Raw genomic sequence first — 19,181 nt, 5'->3', positions numbered from 1 at the left:
CTCGTGATCATGCGGTCGCGGGACCGTTCGTGCTGGGCATGGGGTGGTGGCAGGCGAAGGCCTGACGATGCCGGTCGTCGCCGGCGAGCAGCGGCTCGACCGTCGCGCACTCGTCGGTCGCCTTCCAGCAGCGCGTGCGGAACCGGCAGCCCGACGGCGGGTCCACCGGGCTCGGGGGGTCGCCCTCGAGCAGCCGGCGGGTGCGCCGTCCCCGCACCTTCGGGTCGGGCATCGGCACGGCGGACAGCAGCGCCGACGTGTACGGGTGCCGCGGGCTGTCGTAGACGTCGCGGCGCGAGCCCAGCTCGGCCAGCTTGCCGAGGTACATCACGCCGACGCGGTCGGAGATGTGCCGGACGACGGACAGGTCGTGCGCGATGAACACGTACGCCAGCCCCAGCTCGCGCTGCAGCCGCTGGAACAGGTTCACGACCTGCGCCTGGATCGACACGTCGAGCGCGGACACCGGCTCGTCGCAGACGATGACGTCGGGGGAGAGCGCGAGCGCGCGGGCGATGCCGATGCGCTGGCGCTGGCCGCCGGAGAACTGGAACGGGTACCGGTCGAGGTGGTCCGGGTCGAGACCGACCAGCTCCACCAGCTCGGCGACCCGCGCCGCCTGCTGCTTGCGCGGCAGCAGGTCGCGGTGGATCTCGAACGGCTGGCGCAGCAGTTCACGCACGGTCCGGCGCGGGTTCAGCGACGTGTACGGGTCCTGCAGCACGATCTGCACACGCCGGCGCAGGTCGCGGGCCTGGCGGCCGCGGACGGAGTGCACGTCGGTGCCGCGGAACCGTACGGCGCCGGACGTCGGCGTCTCCAGCCCGACGATCATCCGGGCGAGCGTGGACTTGCCGCAGCCGGACTCGCCGACGATGCCGAGGGTCTCGCCGGCATGCAGCTCGAAGCTGACGCCGTCGACGGCGCGGACGGCGGTCGCCGGGCGTCCGGGCAGGACGGAACGGCGACCCGCGAAGTGCCGGGTCAGGTTCTCGACCGAGAGCACCGGCTCAGACGCGGTCATGGAGCACCTCCTCGTGACGGTGGCAGGCGCTGGCCCGGCCGGCCGGGCGCAGCTCCGTCAGGTCCGGGCGCGACGTCGTGCACAGGTCGATCGCGACGTCGCAGCGGGTGGCGAACGCGCACCCGGTCACCCGGTTGAGCACGGTGGGCGGTGAGCCGGGGATCGCCCACAGCGACTCCTCCTCGCGATCCAGGCGCGGGATGGAGTGCAGCAGGCCTCGGGTGTACGGATGCGCGGGCCGGGCGAAGACGTCGTCGACGCGGCCGCGCTCGACGATCCGCCCGGCGTACATGACCGCCAGCGTGTCCGCGGTCTCGGCGACGACGCCGAGGTCGTGGGTGATGAGGATCATCCCCATGCCGGTCTCGTCCTGCAGGTCCAGCAGCAGGTCCATGATCTGCGCCTGGACGGTGACGTCGAGCGCCGTCGTCGGCTCGTCGGCGATGAGGACGGTCGGCTCGAGGGCCAGCGCCATCGCGATCATCGCGCGCTGGCGCATGCCGCCGGAGAACTGGTGCGGGTACTCCTTGGCCCGTCGCTTCGCCGCCGGAATGCGCACCCGCGCCATCAGGTCGACGGCGCCGGCGGCGGCCTCGCGCCGGCTCAGGCCGCGCCGCGTGCGCAGCAGCTCCGCGATCTGCTCCCCGACGGAGAAGACCGGGTTGAGCGCGGAGAGCGCGTCCTGGAAGACGATCGCGACCTTCTCGCCGCTGACCAGCCGCCGCTCCTCGGCGGAGACCTGGACGAGGTCGGTGCCCTCGAACAGCACCTGGCCGCCGGTGATGCGGCCGGGCGGATCGATCAGCCCCATGACCGAGCGCGCGGTGACCGACTTGCCCGAGCCGGACTCGCCGAGCACCGCCAGCGTCCGTCCCGCGTAGACGTCGAGGCTGACGCTCTGGACCACCGGCCGGACGCCGTCGCGGGTGTCGAACTCGACGCACAGGTCGCGCACGCTGAGGACCGGCGCGCCCTCGGCGGGCTTGCGCGGCGCGGCGACCATCGTCTCAGCCATGCGGCATTACTCCCACGTCGCGCAGGAACCCGCGCACCGTCGCCTGGAACAGCTCCGGCTCCTCCAGCTGCGGCGAGTGGCCGGAGTGCTCGAACACGACCAGCCGGCCGTCGGCGACGCGGCCGGCGATCAGCTCCGACGCCGGCACCGGCGTGCGCCAGTCGTGCCGTCCGACGGTGACGAGCACCGGGCAGGTGATCTCCGGCAGCCGGCCCGTGAGGTCGTACTTCGGCATGTTCACACCGAACGCCGCGTTGTGCGTGGCGTAGTGGTACTGGGTGTTCGCGGCCTTCCGCTCGACCGCCGCGGGGTCGTAGTGGTGGTCGTAGAGCGGGAGGATGGCCCGCCAGTACCGCTCGAACTCGGTGTTGCCGGCGAAGTTGCCGGTGCCGATGCGGTCGATGGCCCACGGGTCGATCGGGACGATGTCGAAGTCGCGGGCCCGCTCGACGGCGAGGTGGTCGTGCGACGTGTCGGCGGCGGTGTCGCGCAGCACCAGCGCCCGGACCCGCTCGGGATGCGCCAGCGTGTACTCCATCGCGAGGAAGCCGCCGTAGGATCCGCCGGCCATGACGATGTCGCCGAGGTCGAACCTGAGGCGGATCTCCTCGATGTCGGCCACCCACTGCTCGTGGCTGAACGGGCCGTCGTCGGAGGACGAGCCGGAGCCGCGGGCGTCGAACGTCACGATCCGGTAGGCGTCGGCGAACGGGCCGAACGAGCGCAGCGGCTCCGCCCGCGAGCCCAGGCCCGGCGCGCCGTGGTGGACGACGATCGCGGGCGCGTCCTGCGGGCCGAGTTCCTCGATGACGAGGCGCGCGCCGTTGATGGTCTCGGTGTGCGTGCGAGTGGTCGTCATGCCAGGATCACGTTCTCCTCGAGGGTGCGCGGGTAGGTGGTGAGCCGCTCGGGGCCGTCGGCGGTGACAAGCACCGTGTCGGAGATCCGGTAGCCGCCGTGCCCGGGGACGTAGACGCCCGGCTCGCTGGACAGCACCATGCCGGCGGCCAGCGGGGTCGGGTCGCCGTCCTCGACCCACGGCGCCTCGTGCTGCTGCACGCCGATGCCGTGGCCCTGACGGTGCCGCAGGTACTCGCCCATGCCGCCGTCGCGGATGACGTCGAGGCACTCGGCGTTGACGTCGGCGCACGTGCGGCCCACGCGCATGGCCTCGGTGCCGACGTGCTGCGCGGTGCGCGCGGTCTCGAAGTAGCGGCGCTGGTCCGCGCTCGGCTCGCCGATGACGAACGTGCGCTCGCTCTCCACGAACCGGCTCAGCACGGCCGCGCCGAGCGACAGGATCAGCGTGTCGCCTCGCTGGACCCGGCGGCTGCTGGGCAGTCCGTGCGGGTTGGCGGCGTTCGGCCCGGCGTAGACCAGGCCGCCGGCCAGTTTGGTCGTGAACACGACGTGGTCGTAGCGCTGGTAGACGAGGTCGGTGCCGTGGCCGATGACGTGCCGGGCGATCTCGCCCTCGCGCGGCAGCTCGCCGCCGGCGGCGATGGCGTCCTCGATGTACGCGCGGCCGGCCGCCAGCATCGAGTCGCAGATGTCCGCGGCCTGCCGGTGCAGCTCGATCTCCTCCGGCGCCTTGGTCAGCCGCAGCCCGGCGACGACGTTCGACGTCGCCCAGGTGGCGTCCGGCAGCACCGCGCGCAGCCGGTCGAACGTCCCGACCGAGATCGACGACGTGTAGGCGATGCGGGCGGAGCCGAGGCCGCGGTGCTTCAGCAGCCGCCCCAGGTGCTCCTCGGGGCTGGTGACGCCGGGGTACTCGAAGTAGGTCTGGACGGGGGCGTGGATGCGCTGCTGCTCGGCGTACTCGCGGTCCAGTTCGGGGACGAGGACGAACCGGTCGTGGTCGGCGCCGATCCACAGGTACACCGGGCGCTCGGTGACCGCGTAGCAGAAACCGACGAGGTAGGCGACGTCGGCGGGGTGGGTGACCAGCAGGCCGTCGTGGCCGTCGGCGCCGAGCCGCTCGACCACGCGGTCGAGGGCACCGAGGTAGAACGAGTCGGGCAGGTGCACGGGTCACACTCCTCGGGTGCGCGGGTCGCGCGAGTCGTTGTAGCGGATGCCGGCGATGGTCGCGGCCAGTACGAGCAGCAGGATCGCCAGCGACGGGAACAGCGTCTGCCACCAGGCCGACGCGATGGTGCCGGAGCGCTGCGCGTTGAGCAGGATGCGACCCCACGACCACGACGAGGGATCGCCCATGCCGAGGAACGACAGGCCCGCCTCGGCGATGACGGCGCGGGCGGCGGTGAGCAGCACGTTGACCACGACCAGCGGCATGACCGCGGGCAGGATCTCGCGGGAGATGATCCGGGTCGCGCCGGCGCCGAGCACCCGGGCGCCGTCGATGTAGGGCATCGCGGCCACGACCAGGCCGTTCGCCCGGATCATCCGGGTCACCTCGGGCCAGGACAGCAGCCCGATGACGGTGATCAGCGTGAGGACGCTCGGCCCGGCCAGCGCGGTCACCAGGATCATCAGCGGCAGCATCGGCAGCGACAGCATGACGTCGGTGGCCGTGGTGACCACCGGGTCCAGCCGCTTCACGTAGGCCGCGGCCAGGCCCAGCAGGGTGCCGATGCAGATCGCGATCAGCGACGCGACGGCGCCGACCAGGAGGCTGATGCGGGTGCCCCAGACGACCTGGGCGAAGACGTCCTGGCCGAGGTCGTCGGTGCCGAACCAGTGGGCGCCGGACGGTGACTGCAGGATGTCGGTGCCCAGGCCGCTGGGGGAGTCCACGACCATCGGCCCGAAGATCGCGACGACCGCGAACAGGCCCAGCACGCCGACGGACAGCCATCCCGACGGCGCGGAGAAGAACCCTCCCGAGCGACGGCGCCTGGCGCTGGTCAGCGCCGCCGCGGGGGTATCGACCTTGAGGGGCTGCGGCTCGGTGCTCATGTGCGGATCCTTGGGTTGAGAACCATCGAGAGCAGGTCGGTGAGCAGATTGGCCAGCACGACGGTCACCGCGAGGATGACGAAGGCGCCCTGCAGCACCGGGAAGTCCAGCTGCTGCACCGACTCGAAGATCAGCCGGCCGACGCCCGGGTAGGCGAACACCGTCTCGGTCAGCACGGCGCCGCCGATCAGGGTCCCGAGCTGCAGGCCCATCAGCATCAGTGCCGGCAGCACCGCGTTGCGCAGCGCGTGGCGCCACACCACCCGGCGGTGGGTGAGCCCGCGGGACCGGGCGCTGGTGATGTAGTCCTCGCCGAGCACCTCGACCATGTTCGTCCTCAGCGTCAGCGCGTACGGTCCGAGCTGGACCAGCACCAGTGAGAACAGCGGCAGCGCCAGATGGTGCAGCAGCGAGCCGTACGCCGCGAGCCCGCGCGTGTCCGGGTCGATGGCCTGACCGATCGGGAACCAGCCGAGGTTCGACCCGAACACGACCAGCAGCAGGATCGCGACGCTGGGGATGAACAGCGCGTTCGACGTGATGCCGAAGAACTGCACGGCGCGGTCGACCATGCCGCCGCGCCCGACGGCGGCCTTGACGCCCAGCGGGATGCCGATCAGCAGCGTCAGGACGAACGCCGAGCCGGCGAGGAGCAGGGTCCACGGCAGCCGGTTCAGCAGGAGGTCGCTGACCGGGATCAGCTGCCGGAACGAGACGCCGAGGTTGCCCTGGACCAGCTGGCCCAGGTAGAGCACGTACTGCTGGAGGATCGGCTTGTCCAGGCCGTACTGACTCCGGAGCGCGTCCTGCATCTCCGGAGTCATGTCGCCCTCCACCACCAGGAGGGTGGGGTCCGCCGGCAGCAGCCGCAGCAGGAAGAACGTCACCGTCACGGCGATCCAGATGGTCAGGATCGCGCGGAACAGCCGACTCGCGGCATACCTCAACACGGTGTGCTACCCACCCTCCCGGATGTGTGGACTGGGCCGGTCGGTCAGTCGACCGTCGTGACCTGGGACAACGAGTAGCCGGTGACCATGCCGAGCAGGTCCGACGGCGACGGGTCGAAGCCGGTGAACCGGTCGGCGCGGTACGCGAAGCGGAAGTTCTCCACGTACAGCGGGGTCAGCAGCGCCTGGTCGTGCACGTAGGCGTCGATGCCCTTGATCTTCTCCACGAACTGCTCGGTGTCGGCCGTCACCGCGGCGTCGTTCACCAGGGCGTCGAGCTCCGGGTCGGCGACCAGGTTGTAGTTGATCCCGCCCGGGTTGGACGACAGGTAGGTGCTGCGCAGCTGGTCCATCGGGTTGTCGAAGACGCCCCACTGCGACAGGTCGATGTCGTACTCGCCGCCGCGGGTCCGGCTGAGGAAGGTGTTGCGCTCGATGCAGGCCAGGTCGATCTGGATGCCGGCCTCGGCCGCGTTGTCGCGGACCACCTCGGCCACCCGGGTGAGGTTGGCGTTGGACTGGTCGCAGACCATCTCGAAGGACAGGTCGTCCAGGATGCCGTCGCCGTTGGCGTCGGCGTAGCCGGCGCCCTCCAGCAGCGCGCGGGCGCCGGCCGGGTCGAACGGGTACGGCTCCAGGTCGGTGTTGTCGTAGTCGGCGAAGGTCGGCGAGATCGGGCCGACCATCTGCTGGCCGTCGCCCTGCAGGATCGTCTCGATGATCGACTCCGTGTCGACGACCATCGACAGCGCCTGCCGGACCGTCTGGTCGGCCAGCACCGGGTTCTGCATGTTGTAGGTGAGGTGCGCGAAGCCGAGCGACCCGACGGTCTCGACCTCGATGTTGTCCTCGCTCTCCAGCGACGCCACCGCGGACACCGGGACCGGCGTGCCCATGAGGTCGATGTCGCCGTTGCGCAGCGCCAGGATCATCGTGTTGACGTCGGGGTAGACGACGTACTCGACGGTCTCGACGGCGGCGCCGCCCTCGGGGGCGTACGGGTAGTTCTCGTTCGCCTTCAGGGTGTACCGCTGGCCCTTGGTGGCGGAGTCGAGGATGTACGCGCCGGCGCCGACCCAGTCGGAGTCGTTGGCGAACTGCGAGAGGTCGCCGGCCTCGCCGAAGATGTGCTCGGGCACGATCCGCATCCAGAACCCGAGACCCTCGGCGAACGGCGCGTACGGCTCGCTCAGCGTGAACGCGACGGTCTGGTCGTCGCGGACCTCGATGTCGGTGACCCAGGTGAGCTTCGCCGCGACGTTGCCCAGCTGGTAGTCCATGATCGCCTGGGCGGTGAACGCGACGTCGTTCGCGGTCACCGGGGTGCCGTCGGACCACTCGAAGTCGTCGCGCAGGTGGAACACGACGACACTGCCGTCGGCCTCGGTGGTGTACTCCTCGGCCAGCTCCGGCACCTTCTGCGCGTTGCCGTCGATGCGCAGGAGCGTCGGGTAGGTCGCGTTGAGGATCCAGCTGTCCGTCTTCGACAGCGACTGCAGCGGGTTGAAGTTCTCCATGTCCGTCGTCGTGCCGATGCGCAGCGTCGCGCCGCCGGCCTGCTCGCCCGAGCCGTCCGTGCTGCCCGAGCCGCTGGTGGAATCACCACCCTCGTTGAGCGAGCAGCCCGCGGTCGCGACGAGTGCCGCGACGGCGAGTGCCGCGCCGGCCTTGCGGATGCGTCCGATCGTGCCCTTCACCAGACCTCCTTGAGTACACGCAGGATGTTCAGACCGATGACCTTGCTGATGTCGTCGTCGGACCAGCCGTGCTTGACCAGCCAGCCGACGATGTTGGTGAAGTTCTCCGCCGGGTTCTCGACGCCGGCGACGTACGGGACCCGCGGGTGGTCCACGTGCCCGTGCGCGCCGGCGATGCTGAGGTGCCCGGTGAAGGAGTCGTGCAGCCCGACGTGGTCGCCGAAGTTGGTGTCGGGCCCGAACGCGACGTGGTCGATGCCGACCAGGTCGACGCAGTACTGGAAGTGGTCCATGACCGACTCCAGCGAGTGCTCCGGATGCTGCTCGGACAGCGTCGTGTGCGGCGCCGCCTCGATGCCGATGACCCCGCCGCGCTCGGCGCAGGCGACGATGACGTCGTCGGGCTTCATCCGGTTGGTCGGCCAGACCGTCCGCGCACCGGCGTGCGTGATGAACACCGGCACCGATGAGCGGTCGATGACGTCGCGGCTGGTGCGGTCCGACGAGTGCGAGACGTCGATGGCGATGCCGAGCTTGTTCATCCGCTCGACCGCGCGGCCGCCGAACAACGTCAGCCCGCCGTCCTGCGGCTCGGCCAGGCCGGCCCCGAGCTGGTTGGCCATCGAGTAGGCGATGCCCATCTGTCGTACGCCGAGGCCGTAGAGGACGTCGAGCCGGTCCAGCTCGTTCTCGATCATCGTCGCCGCCTCGAGGCCGGCGACCAGCGCGATGCGCCCGTCGGCCTTGGCCTTCTCCAGGTCGGCGACGGTGCGCGCGAGGACGACGTGGTTCTGCTGCGCGACGTCGGCGAAGCGCAGACCGAGGTCGAAGATGACGTCGTTCCACTTCCAGCCGTGCTCCGACGTCACGGTGTTGGTGCCGTTCATGAAGTTGTCGAAGAACGCGGTCATGCCCGACCGGGCGATCCCCTCGAACCCGAACGCGTTGCGGCCGGTGCCGTTGTACTCCTTCAGCAGCGACGGGTCGGTGGTGAGGATCTTCGGGTGCTCGTGCAGGGAGATGACGTGCTCGCGGCCGAGGATCTCGGTCACGCGTCGCGCCTGCTCCTCGTCCAGCCCGACGTCGTACGCCGGCACGCGGCCGATCTCCTGGGCGAGGTCGAACACGCGGTAGTCGGTGTGCGGCTCGAGGTAGTCGAAGCTGCGGTAGCCCCGGTAGCGCGCGCTCGGTTTCTGCATCGGCATCTCCAAGTGGTCCAACCTCTATTGATGGCACACCATAACGAGAGGTTGGACCTCTTGAGTTGCGCACGAGGCGATCGAAAAAGATCTCGGTGATGATTTCCGGTGCGCTGTTTCGACTGATTCGTACCGCCTGAGCTGGGGTTTCGTCGGAGGACGAGTGGTCGATGATCGTGTTCCGGCCGGCGCTCGACATGGCGGAATCGTTACGAGAAGGAAACGTGAGTCCACAATTCGGTCACGTGTGAGGCGTGTTTGATCACTGTCGGCCGGGAGGTCTACCGGCCGGTAGTTCACCGCGTCGTCACCTCCCGTCGCCTCGGGCACCGGGCGCCGGTCATGTGGGCTGGGCACGGTGGCTGACGGCTTCGCGCCGATTCGCGCCGTCCGTCCAGAGGAGTCGCAGGTGTCGCTCACCGCCCGATCCGTCCATGTCCGGTTGGCTCCCGCGCTCGCCGTCCTCGCCGTCTCGGCGGCGGCTCTGCCGGTGCTGCCACCGGGTCCGGCGGCCGCGGCGGAGGACCGTCCGACCTACCTCGGCCGCACCTGGTACACGGGCGAGTTCCATGCGCACACCGAGGTCAGCGACGGCGTCGAGACCCCGCGCGACGCGTTCGAGCACGTCGCCGCGAACAGTGACGCCGACTTCTTCACGGTGTCCGAGCACGACGTTCTCTACGACCGGCGCAACAGCGACGACTTCACCACCGACTGGCGAGACGCCGTGTCCGAGGAGTGGCGCTACCTGCACGAGGAGTCCGACGCCTTCAACGCCGAGCAGGACGACCTGGTGACGCTCCCGGCCGAGGAGATCACCTGGTACGACACCTCCGGCCACATGAACCTGTTCAACACCGACTGGTTCACGACTGCGCGAAGCGAAGGCGACTCGCTGTCCTTCGGCGCGGCCACCGGCGACCTCAAGTACGACCTGCCGACGTTCTACGCGCGGCTGAAGCAGGACGCCGAGGCGATCGCGCAGTTCAACCACCCGGACCCGGCAGGGAAGGGTGACTTCGCCGCGTTCGCCCACCTGGACCCGGAGGTCGACGATCGCATCGACCTGATCGAGGTGAAGAACGCGACCAACCTGGCCCAGTTCCAGATCGCCCTGGACAAGGGCTGGCATCTGGCGCCGGTGTGGAACGGCGACGAGCACGGCGCGAACTGGGTGACCGGCGACGAGTCGATCACCGGCGTCTGGGCCGCGGAGAAGAGCCGCGACGGCGTCTACCGGGCGATGCGCGAGCGCAGCCTGTACTCGACCCAGGACCAGAACACCGTCCTCGAGTTCGGCGCCGACGGGCAGCTGATGGGCTCGATCCTGCCGGCCGGCACCTCCAGCGTCGCGCTGGACATCGGGCTCGCCGACCCCGACGGCGGCGACGCGTTCACGTCGGTGCTCGTCCGCACCAACGGCGGTGCCTTGGCCTACGAGGCGCCCGCGGTGTCCGGCCGCTCGGTCCGCGTGACGCGGGAGCTGCCGGCCGCCGACGGCGACTACTTCTACGTCGTGGCCACCCAGGCCGACGGCGACGTCGTCGTGTCCGCGCCGGTCTGGGTGGGCGAGACCACCCGCGGCGCCGACTACGCGCCGGTGATCGAGATCGACCCGGCCGCGCCCACGACGGTGGCCTATGGCGACACCGTCACGCTGCCCGCGGTGACCACGACCGACGACAGCGGTGAGGCGCCCGCCGTCACCTACGAGGTGTGGGACGACAACGGCCTGGTGCCGGTCTCCGGTGGCGCCTTCGCCGTCCGGTCCTACTCCGACCACGTCGTCGTCGTGAAGGCGACCGACGGCGCCGGCAACGTCGGCGCGGAACTGATCCGCCTGCCGGTCGACCAGAACGGCGCCGACCCGAGCGGCGTGTTCCGGTACTTCGGCAGCGTCGCCACGGTCGGCGCAGAGCCCGGGACCGCCGGCCTCGCCGTCTCCACCGACGCGACCGTCGCCACGGTGTACGCCCAGGTCCGCCCGGCCGGCCACCGCACCTGGCGCAGCGCCCCGGTGCTGACGTCCACCGACGACACGACGTACGAGCTGAACACGATCGGCAAGCCGGGCGACGTCTACCAGGACACCGTGACCGGGCAGCCGCTGCGCAGCCACGAGTTCGAGCTGACCGGGCTGCGCGACACCACCCGCTACGAATACCGCCTCGGCGTCGCGGTCGACGGCGCCGCCCCGCGGGCCCAGGACGAGGCGGCCTGGTCGGAGGTGCAGGGGTCGTTCCTGGCCGGCGGCGGGCAGAACCGGCCGATCTACCTGCTCGGCGACCTCGCCGCGACGTCCCGGTCGCCGGAGGACCTGGGGCTGTGGCGCGGCGCGCTGGACGCCGTCCGCGAGCAGGTGCCGGGCGGCGACACCGTCGTGCAGACCGGAGACCTGGTGGCCCGCGGCGTCCACCGCGAGTACTGGGAGGACGTCTTCGACCACGTCTACGCCGGCCTGGACCTGCAGGTCGCGCCGGTCGTCGGCGACACCGAGAGCGACGGCGACCTGGAGTACAACCTGGTCTCGCCGGACCGCAACGCCATCACGTCCAGCATGTACGCCCTGCCCGGCGGCGGCCCGATCGGCGAGACGGCCTACTCGTTCGACCGCGGCGACGTGCACGTGGTCGTGCTGAACACCGTCCACGACCTGGACGCCCAGCTGGACTGGCTGGTCGACGACATCCACGCCGCCGGCCGGCCGTGGAACGTCGTCGTCGGGCACGAGTCGTTCTTCGGCACGGCCGGTGCGGACCGTCCCGGCCAGAACGAGCGGCGGCAGGAGGTCGCCGCGCTGTTCCAGCGGCTCGGTATCGACGTGTACGTCGGCGGCCACGACGACGTCTACGCGCGCACCGTCGTGGGCGGGACGACGTTCCTGACGCTCGGCCCGGCCGGCCCGTCGTTCGGCGCCGCGACCGAGAAGCCGTGGACCGGTGTCGTCGACGACGAGGACACCCAGATGGGCACGGCGCTGCGGGTGACCCGCCGCGGCCTCGAGCTGGCGACGTACACCGTCGACGGCCGGCTGGTCGACGAGGCCGTGCTGGCGCGGCCGTCGGGCTCGTGGGACGTGAGCCACGCCGGCCTCGACGGGGTCGGGCTGATCAGCCACCCGGGCGCGCCGCGCTCGGTCACCGTCGAGGCGGTCCGCGCGGACGCCACCGGCGAGGTGACCGGCACGCGCCTCGTCGAGGTGGACCTGGACGAGCGTGGCGCGGAGCAGTGGGTGGCGTTCGACCCGCCGCTGACGGCCGGCCCGCGCGACACCGTGAAGGTGCACTTCTGGGACAGTCCGCGCAAGCGCGAGGAGCTGCGGCCGGCGCTGGTCCTGCAGGAGGGCCTCGCCGGCTCCGGCACCACCGACGACCCGTACCTGCTGGACTCCGCCGACGACCTCGGCAAGGTGGCGACCGCCCCGGCCGCCTCGTACCGGCTGGCCGCCGACCTCGACCTGGCCGGCGCCGCGGTCTCGCGGATCGAGGCCTTCAGCGGGGCGCTGGACGGCGCCGGGCACACGCTGAGCGGGTTCACCAGCGTGACCGGCGGGCTGATCGGCGTCAACACGGGCACCGTGCACGACCTCGCGATCGTGGGCGCCGACGTCGCCACCGCGACCGCGCGGGCCGGCATCCTGGCCGACACGAACACCGGGACCGTCGAGCGGGTCTACACGACCGGCCTGGTGACGGCCGGCTCGCGGGCCGGCGGCGTCGTCGGCGACAACGCGGGGGTGCTGCGCGACGCGTACTCCACGGCGCGCGTGCAGAGCTACGGCACCGAGGCCGGCGGCGTGGCGGGCGTCGTGCTGGCCGGGTCGACGACGGAGCGGGTCTACGCGTCCGGGCCGGTGGGTGCGACGACCCGGAACGCCGGCGGCGTCGCGGGCTACGGCTACACCGGCACGGTGCTGCGCGATTCGGTCGCGCTGAACGCCTCGGTCACGGCGCCGAGCTACGCGCACCGTGTGCTCGGCCGCGTGCTGGCCGGCAACACCGCGAGCCTGTCGAACAACTGGGCGGCCGAGGGCCTGGTCGCGCAGGTGCCGGCGGTCCTCGATCCGCCGGCCGCGGACAACCTCGCGGGCGCCACGGCGACGGCCGTGCAAGCCCAGGACCCGGCGTTCTACCGCGACACGCTCGGCTGGGACCTCGACACCGTCTGGACCTGGTCCACCGACGGGCGTCGCCCGGTGCTGCGTGCCGTCCCGGAGGACGTGCCGCCCGGCACCGGGGAGCCGGGCGCGCCGTCGCTGCCCCGGGACGCCGACGGCGCGTACCTGGTGTCGTCCGCCGCCGACCTCGCGCAGCTCACCGTGTTCCCGGACCAGCGGTTCCGGCTGACGGCGGACCTCGATCTGAGCGGGCACCCCGGGCTCACCGTCGCGCGGACCGGGTTCTCCGGCGAACTCGACGGGGCGGGGCACCGGCTGGCCGGCTTCACCTCACCGTCGGGTGGGTTGTTCCCGCTGGTGGCGGTGGGTGGGCGGGTGCACGACCTGGCCGTGGACGGTGCGGCGGTCGAGACCGTCGCGGCGAACGTCGGCATTCTGGCCAACACCAGCCACGGCGTCGTCGAGCGGGTCACGACGTCCGGCCTGGTGGTCGGCGGCTCCACCGTCGGCGGCGTCGTCGGGTACTCGTACGGGCAGCTGCGCGACAGCTACTCGACCGCCTCCGTCTACGCCGTCGCGGGGCGTCAGGCCGGCGGGGTCGCAGGCATCACCGGCGTCGGCTCGCTGACCGAGCGCACCTACGCCACCGGCCACGTCGAAGTGGTCGGCGACGCCAACGCGGGCGGCGTCAGCGGCTACGCCTACACCGGCACGACGCTGCGGGACAGCATGGCGCTCAACTCGCGGGTCGTCGCCTCCGGCTACGCCCACCGCGTCGTCGCCCGCGTGCTGGCCGGCAACACGGCGACGCTGATCGGCAACGCCGCGTCGGAGACGGTGGCCGCGCAGACCCAGTCGGTGCCCGCGACCGGCCCGGACACCCTGAACGGCGCGACCGTGACCGCCGCGCAGGCCGCCGGCCAGGCGACATACGAGGCCATGGGCTGGGACTTCGCCTCCGTCTGGCGGTTCGACGCCGCCAAGGGCCGGCCCGTGCTCGCGGTGGTGGACGCCGGGTAACGCTCACCTGGTGTTCGCCGGGCGCGGCTACGCTGCGGCTCCATGGAGTCCGAGGAGAGTCTGCGCCCGGTGCCCGACGCCGCGGTGCTGGCCGGTTCGCTGGTCGCCGTCGCCGGGTACCTGCTGCCCTGATTCCGCCAGGACGGGTACTCGTGGTCTACTCGGGGTGGGCCTACGCCAGCCTCAGCAGCGGCGGCGGCTGGACACTGCTGACGCCAGGCTTCCTGGCGGTCGCGGTCGTGGGCGGCCCGTGGGCGGGGCGCAGCGTGTCCGCCGCCACGTGGGCGCTCGTCGGCGTGGTGGGCGCGGGTGTCCTCGCCCTGGCCGTCGTCGCGGCGAGCTTCTCCCACGTCAGTGAGGGGTCGGCGATCAACTACCTGGCCGGCATGCCGTTCGGCGTCGGGCTGCCGCTGCTCGCGGCCGGGCTCGGGCTGGCGCTGGCCGGTGGCTGCCGCGCCATCTCCGTCGCCGTCGTGCGGCCCGCGGCGGCCGACGAGGAGCGGGCCTGACCTTGTACGATGGCCAGCCGAGGTGATGCACGTGGCGGCCGATGCCGAGGCGGGTCCGGTCCGAGCCCCGCTGAGCCGCGACCGGGTGCTGAGGGCTGCCGTCCGCATCGCCGACGACGGCGGCATCGGAGCGCTGACCATGCGCCGGCTGGCCGAGGAGCTCGGGGCCGAGGCCATGTCGCTCTACTACCACGTGGCCAACAAGGACGAGGTCCTCGAGGGCATCGCCGACGTCGTCGCGCGCGAGATCAACGAGGTGGTCGACGCGCTGGACGTGCCGTCGGCGGGCGCACGGTGGAAGAACGCCGTCCGCCGCCGCATCCTCGCCGCCCGCGAGGTGCTGCTGCGCCACCCCTGGGCGCCGTCCGTCCTCGAGACACGCGCCGCGATGAGCCCGGAGATCCTGCGCTATCACGACCGCCTGCTCGGCCTGATGCGCGACGGCGGCTTCTCCTACGACCTCGCCCACCATGCGCTGCACGCGCTGGGCAGCCGGGCGCTCGGCTTCAGCCAGGAGCTGTTCGACCCGGGCGACGGCTCCGGCTCGCCCGAGGAGCTGGCCGGGTTCGCCGACCGCCTGCCGCACCTGGTCGGCATGCTGTCGGAGATCGCGCACGACGACCCCGACTCCACCCTGGGCTGGTGCGACGACCAGTCGGAGTTCGAGTTCGGACTCGACCTCCTCCTCGACGGCCTCGACCGGCTGCGCGAACGCTCCTCCTGACAACCGCCCCGCGGGGTCTTTACAGCCGTGCGGTGCGCCGCTACCTTACGACGTACGGTTACCTTACATCGTAAGAATCCCAGGTCAGGAGAGAGTGCGATGAAGGCGTTCGTCATGCGTTCGTACGGTTCACCCGCCGACCTCGAGCTGGCCGACGTCCCGACGCCGGTCCCGGGCGACGACGAGGTGCTGGTCCGGGTCCGCGCCACGTCGGCGCAGCCCTACGACTGGCACCACGTCCGCGGCGAGCCACGGCTGTCGCGGGTGATGCCGGGCACGCTCGGGCTGCGCCGGCCGGGCATCGAGATCCTCGGCGCCGACGTCGCCGGCGAGGTGGCCGCCGTCGGCCGCGACGTCACCGGCTTCGCGCCCGGTGACGGGGTGTTCGCGCTGGTCGCCGGCGGCGGCTTCGCCGAGTACACCTGCGTGAAGGCGGCCGATCTCGCGCCGCTGCCGCGCACGCTGTCGTTCGAGCAGGCGGCCGCGGTCCCGCTGGCGGGCATCACGGCGCTGCTGGCGGTCCGCGACGACGGCCGGGTGCGGTCCGGGCAGCGGGTGCTGGTCAACGGCGCCTCCGGCGGGGTGGGCACCTTCGCCGTCCAGTTGGCCGTGGCGATGGGCGCCGAAGTCACCGGCGTGTGCAGCGGCCGGAACGCCGATCTGGTCCGGGGCATCGGCGCCACCGACGTCGTCGATCGCACCGGCGCCGACGTCACGCGTGACGAGCGCAGCTTCGACCTCGTCGTCGACGCCGCCGGCGGGCACTCGGCGTGGGCGTTCCGGCGGATCCTCACGCATGACGGCACGCTGGTCGTCGTGGGCGGGCCGGCCGGGCGCTGGGTGCAGCCGGCCGGGCACGCGTTCGGCGCCCTGGCGCTGAACCCGTTCGTGTCGCAGCGGATGACGATGACCGACGTCGTCGGCAGCGGAAACCGGCGGGCCGACCTGCTGACGCTGACGGAGTACCTCGACGACGGCCGGGTGGTCCCCGTCATCGACCGCGGCTACCCGTTCGCCGAGCTCCCGGAGGCGCTGCGGTACTCCGAGGAGGGCCGCGCCCGCGGGAAGATCGTGGTCACGCTCTGAGCTGCTCGCGCGCCAGGACGACCAGCCCCTTCGGGTCGTCGGCGTAGAAGCGCAGCTCGGTGAAGGTCACCGGGCCGTCCAGCAGCTCGACGGTCACCGCCTCGAACAGCACGAGGTGCACGTTGAGCTGGCTGGACACCGCGACCTGCAGGACGGCGCCGTCGTCGCCGTCGGCCACCTGCACGGTTCTCGACTCCGGCAGCGTGCGCTTCTGGATGCGGATCGCGTCGATGTCGGACCAGCGCAGCGCGACGTCGACCGTGGACCCGTTGCGTACCCACAGGCCGGTCGGGCCGACGGCGTGCGGGTGTACGCGCAGCGCGGCGGCGTAGCCGATCATCCAGATCAGCCCCCACAGGCCGAGGACCAGCGCGATGATCTGCACGACCGGCCACGGGATGATGAAGTGGACGACCACCACCTCGATCGCCGACCCGATGATGAACACCCAGATGATCAGCGACACCGGTTCGTAGTAGCCGAACGGCCTCGCGCCCGGCTCGGGCACCCGCGGGCGCCGGGCCAGCCAGATGTAGAGGCTGCGCCACACGCCCGACTCGAAGGCGGCGGCCTTCTGGAAGAGGGTGGCGCCACCGGTCCTGGTCGTGTCGGTCATCGTCCGGCCTCGCTCTCGGGGTCGGTGTCGTCGCGGGCGGCGTCGATCGAGACGCCGTGCGCCCGCAGCCGCGCCAGCACGTCGTCGAGCCCGTCGACCAGCGCGGCCAGGCGGTCGTCGGGCATGTCGGCGAAGAGGATGCGGGCGAACTCGTGCTGGTCGCGCTCCATGGCGGTGGTGATGGCGGCGCCGTGCTCGGTGAACGTGACCAGCGTGGCCCTGCGGTCGGTGGGGTGCGGTTCGCGGGTGACGAAGTCCGTGGCGACCAGCGCGTCGACCAGCCCGGTGATGTTGCGCGGGCTGACCCGCAGCGCGTCGGCGAGCACCCGCTGGGTCGACGGCCCGCGGTGGTGCAGTTCCCAGAGCAGGTGCGCACGGGCGTCGGTGAGGCCCTGGGCCGCCAGCGAGCGGGTCATGTCGTCGCTGAGGACGACCACCAGTTCGAGGATGCGTCCGAGCGCCTCGGTGTGTTTCTGCGGACTCGTCATTTCGTGATGCACCTTCACTATGTCGGTGCTTCAAGGGTAGCGCACGGCAAGTGGCCCCCCGGCCGGGTCGGCGCGTGACCAAAACGACCAAAAGAGGGCCCGGGAGAAATCTCCGGAAAATGTGTGGCAGAAGTCACCGCGAGATGCGGTTTGAGGCGCGGAGAAAGCACTCCGGGCAAAAAAGGGCCACCCTGCCAATTTGGGGGGCAAAACGGCAGGGCGGCTCGTCAAACAACACTAACCCATTGACCCCGTCTTGCGCATCTGGATCCAGAAAATCTCGCTGATGGGTCCCCGACCAGCGGATCTCGGTCCGGCCGTGATCACGACCGGTCGCCGTGGCCGACGGGCGGGCGGTGCGGAGATCAACTCCGGCGCAGCTCCGCAAACGCGGCGGCCAGCCTTGCGACTCCGTCCGCGACTGCGCGTTCGTTCAGGGCCGAATAGCCGAAGATCAAACCGCCTCGTCCGGCCCGAGAAAGGCGGTACGGTGTGACACCATTCACGCGCACGCCACGGTGGGCAGCGGCCGCCACCAGCGCCGTCTCGTCGACGTCGGCGGGCAGCCAGGTGACGAGGTGCAACCCGGCCGAGATGCCGGCCGGCTCCAGTTCGGGCAGCTGGGCGGCGAGCGCCGCCAGCAGCACGTCGCGCCGGCGACGGTACACCGGCCGCATCCGGCGCAGGTGCCGGTCGAACTCGCCGTGCGCCAGGAAGTCGGCGAACGCCAGCTGGTCGAGCACCGGCGAGCCCCGGTCGGCCAGCAGCTTCGCCTCGGCGACCTCGTCGACCCACGACCGGGGCAGCACCAGCCAGCCCAGACGCAGCCCCGGCGCCAGCGTCTTGCTGGCCGTGCCCGAGTAGGCGACGAGGTCCGGGGCCAGGCCCTGCATCGCGCCCACCGGCGAGCGGTCGTAGCGGTACTCGGCGTCGTAGTCGTCCTCGACCACCAGCGCGCCCCGCTCGGCCGCCCACCGCAGGACGGCGGCCCGGCGCTGTGCGGACAGCACGGCGCCCGTGGGCCACTGATGCGTCGGGGTCAGCACCAGTGCGTCGGCGTCGAGGCCGTCGAACGCGTCGGTGCGGATGCCGTCGTCGTCGACGGGCACGCCCGTGATCTCCAGGCCCAGGGTGCGGGCCATCGGCCGCAGGTCGTCGTCGGCTGACGGGTCCTCGACGGCGACGCGGCGGGCGCCGCGGGCGGCCAGCACCTGGGCCAGCAGCGCGATGCCCTGCGCGTACCCGTTGCTGATGACGATGGTGTCCGGGAACGCCGCCGTGCCGCGGACCCGGTTGAGGTAGTCGGCCAGCGCCTCGTGCAGCTCCGGCACGCCGCGGCCGGACAGGTACCCGAACCGCTCGTTCGGCGCCTGCGCGTAGGCCCGGCGGATCGACCGCAGCCACGCGGCGCGCGGGAAGTTCGCGACGTCGTAGCGGCCGTAGCCGAAGTCGACGGCGGGCGCCGGCTGTGTGGCCGGCGCGGCCGCCGCGCGCTGGGCCGCCGGCGCGGCCACGACCTCGGTGTAGCCGCCGGTCCTGCTGGTCAGATAGCCCTCGGCGACCAGTTGCTGGTACGCCTCGACGACGACGCCGCGGGACACGCCCAGCTCGCCGGCGAGGCGGCGGGTGGGCGGGAGAGTGGTGCCACGGCGCAGCCGGCCGGACCGGACGCCGTCGCGCACGGCCGCCGCGAGCTGCCGGTGCAGCGGCTCGCCGCTGCCGCGGTCCAGCGTGACCAGCAGGCTCTCGCCGGTGGAATTGGTCCGGGGTCCCGCCATGTCATTGGACCTTATCGCGCGGTCCACCGGACTGTG

At 71.8% G+C, this 19,181-nt stretch carries 15 protein-coding genes; 4 read left to right on the top strand and 11 right to left on the bottom strand.

Annotation, left to right across the window (positions count from 1 at the left end; genetic code table 11):
• Positions 1–7 precede the first annotated feature (7 nt).
• The 8 genes from DZA62_RS16210 to DZA62_RS16175 are packed head-to-tail and all read right to left on the bottom strand — an operon-like array spanning position 8 to position 8,807.
• Entirely contained in the window at positions 8–1,024 is a 1,017-nt protein-coding gene (locus DZA62_RS16210; protein WP_116949951.1) for an ABC transporter ATP-binding protein, read from the bottom strand.
• Positions 1,011–2,039 (bottom strand): ABC transporter ATP-binding protein, encoded by a 1,029-nt coding sequence (locus DZA62_RS16205; protein WP_198663841.1) that lies wholly within the window; start codon positions 2,037–2,039, stop codon positions 1,011–1,013. Before DZA62_RS16205 ends, DZA62_RS16210 begins: the two co-directional genes overlap by 14 nt.
• On the bottom strand, positions 2,032–2,898 hold the full coding sequence (locus DZA62_RS16200) for an alpha/beta fold hydrolase (protein ID WP_116949950.1): 867 nt from the start codon (positions 2,896–2,898) through the stop codon (positions 2,032–2,034). Before DZA62_RS16200 ends, DZA62_RS16205 begins: the two co-directional genes overlap by 8 nt.
• Positions 2,895–4,070: a M24 family metallopeptidase gene (locus tag DZA62_RS16195; RefSeq protein ID WP_116949949.1), complete on the bottom strand. Its 1,176-nt coding sequence runs from the start codon at positions 4,068–4,070 to the stop codon at positions 2,895–2,897. Before DZA62_RS16195 ends, DZA62_RS16200 begins: the two co-directional genes overlap by 4 nt.
• A gap of 3 nt (positions 4,071–4,073) precedes the next feature.
• Complete coding sequence (locus DZA62_RS16190) at positions 4,074–4,961, bottom strand: ABC transporter permease (RefSeq protein ID WP_116949948.1); 888 nt, start codon at positions 4,959–4,961, stop codon at positions 4,074–4,076.
• Entirely contained in the window at positions 4,958–5,911 is a 954-nt protein-coding gene (locus DZA62_RS16185) for an ABC transporter permease (protein WP_116949947.1), read from the bottom strand. Before DZA62_RS16185 ends, DZA62_RS16190 begins: the two co-directional genes overlap by 4 nt.
• Before the next feature lie 44 nt (positions 5,912–5,955).
• Positions 5,956–7,608 (bottom strand): ABC transporter substrate-binding protein, encoded by a 1,653-nt coding sequence (locus DZA62_RS16180; RefSeq protein ID WP_198663840.1) that lies wholly within the window; start codon positions 7,606–7,608, stop codon positions 5,956–5,958.
• Positions 7,605–8,807, bottom strand: a complete 1,203-nt coding sequence (locus tag DZA62_RS16175; RefSeq protein ID WP_116950125.1) for a dipeptidase — start codon at positions 8,805–8,807, stop codon at positions 7,605–7,607. Before DZA62_RS16175 ends, DZA62_RS16180 begins: the two co-directional genes overlap by 4 nt.
• Before the next feature lie 409 nt (positions 8,808–9,216).
• On the opposite strand from DZA62_RS16175, the gene DZA62_RS16170 reads away from it, so the two are divergent.
• From DZA62_RS16170 to DZA62_RS16155, 4 genes are all read left to right on the top strand, one after another.
• Positions 9,217–13,944: a CehA/McbA family metallohydrolase gene (locus DZA62_RS16170; protein ID WP_116949946.1), complete on the top strand. Its 4,728-nt coding sequence runs from the start codon at positions 9,217–9,219 to the stop codon at positions 13,942–13,944.
• 152 nt (positions 13,945–14,096) lie between these two features.
• Entirely contained in the window at positions 14,097–14,453 is a 357-nt protein-coding gene (locus tag DZA62_RS16165) for a hypothetical protein (RefSeq protein ID WP_116949945.1), read from the top strand.
• A gap of 25 nt (positions 14,454–14,478) precedes the next feature.
• Positions 14,479–15,177: a TetR/AcrR family transcriptional regulator C-terminal domain-containing protein gene (locus DZA62_RS16160; RefSeq protein ID WP_116949944.1), complete on the top strand. Its 699-nt coding sequence runs from the start codon at positions 14,479–14,481 to the stop codon at positions 15,175–15,177.
• A gap of 99 nt (positions 15,178–15,276) precedes the next feature.
• Complete coding sequence (locus tag DZA62_RS16155) at positions 15,277–16,263, top strand: NAD(P)-dependent alcohol dehydrogenase (RefSeq protein ID WP_116949943.1); 987 nt, start codon at positions 15,277–15,279, stop codon at positions 16,261–16,263.
• Here the strand turns inward: DZA62_RS16155 and DZA62_RS16150 are convergent.
• From DZA62_RS16150 to pdxR, 3 genes are all read right to left on the bottom strand, one after another.
• Positions 16,253–16,879, bottom strand: coding sequence for a hypothetical protein (locus tag DZA62_RS16150; RefSeq protein ID WP_116949942.1), 627 nt, complete (start codon positions 16,877–16,879; stop codon positions 16,253–16,255). The two genes, DZA62_RS16155 and DZA62_RS16150, sit on opposite strands and share 11 nt — an antisense overlap.
• Entirely contained in the window at positions 16,876–17,367 is a 492-nt protein-coding gene (locus DZA62_RS16145; protein ID WP_116949941.1) for a MarR family winged helix-turn-helix transcriptional regulator, read from the bottom strand. The genes DZA62_RS16150 and DZA62_RS16145 overlap by 4 nt, the downstream gene beginning before the upstream one ends.
• A gap of 365 nt (positions 17,368–17,732) precedes the next feature.
• Entirely contained in the window at positions 17,733–19,145 is a 1,413-nt protein-coding gene (gene pdxR, locus DZA62_RS16140) for a MocR-like pyridoxine biosynthesis transcription factor PdxR (RefSeq protein WP_116949940.1), read from the bottom strand.
• Positions 19,146–19,181: the final 36 nt, after the last annotated feature.

Origin of the sequence: Jiangella endophytica (assembly GCF_003427025.1) — a bacterium.
Taxonomy (GTDB): Bacteria; Actinomycetota; Actinomycetes; order Jiangellales; family Jiangellaceae; genus Jiangella; species Jiangella endophytica.
The sequence above is the reverse complement of the archived record's forward strand: the minus strand, read 5'-3'. Positions and strand labels throughout refer to the sequence as shown.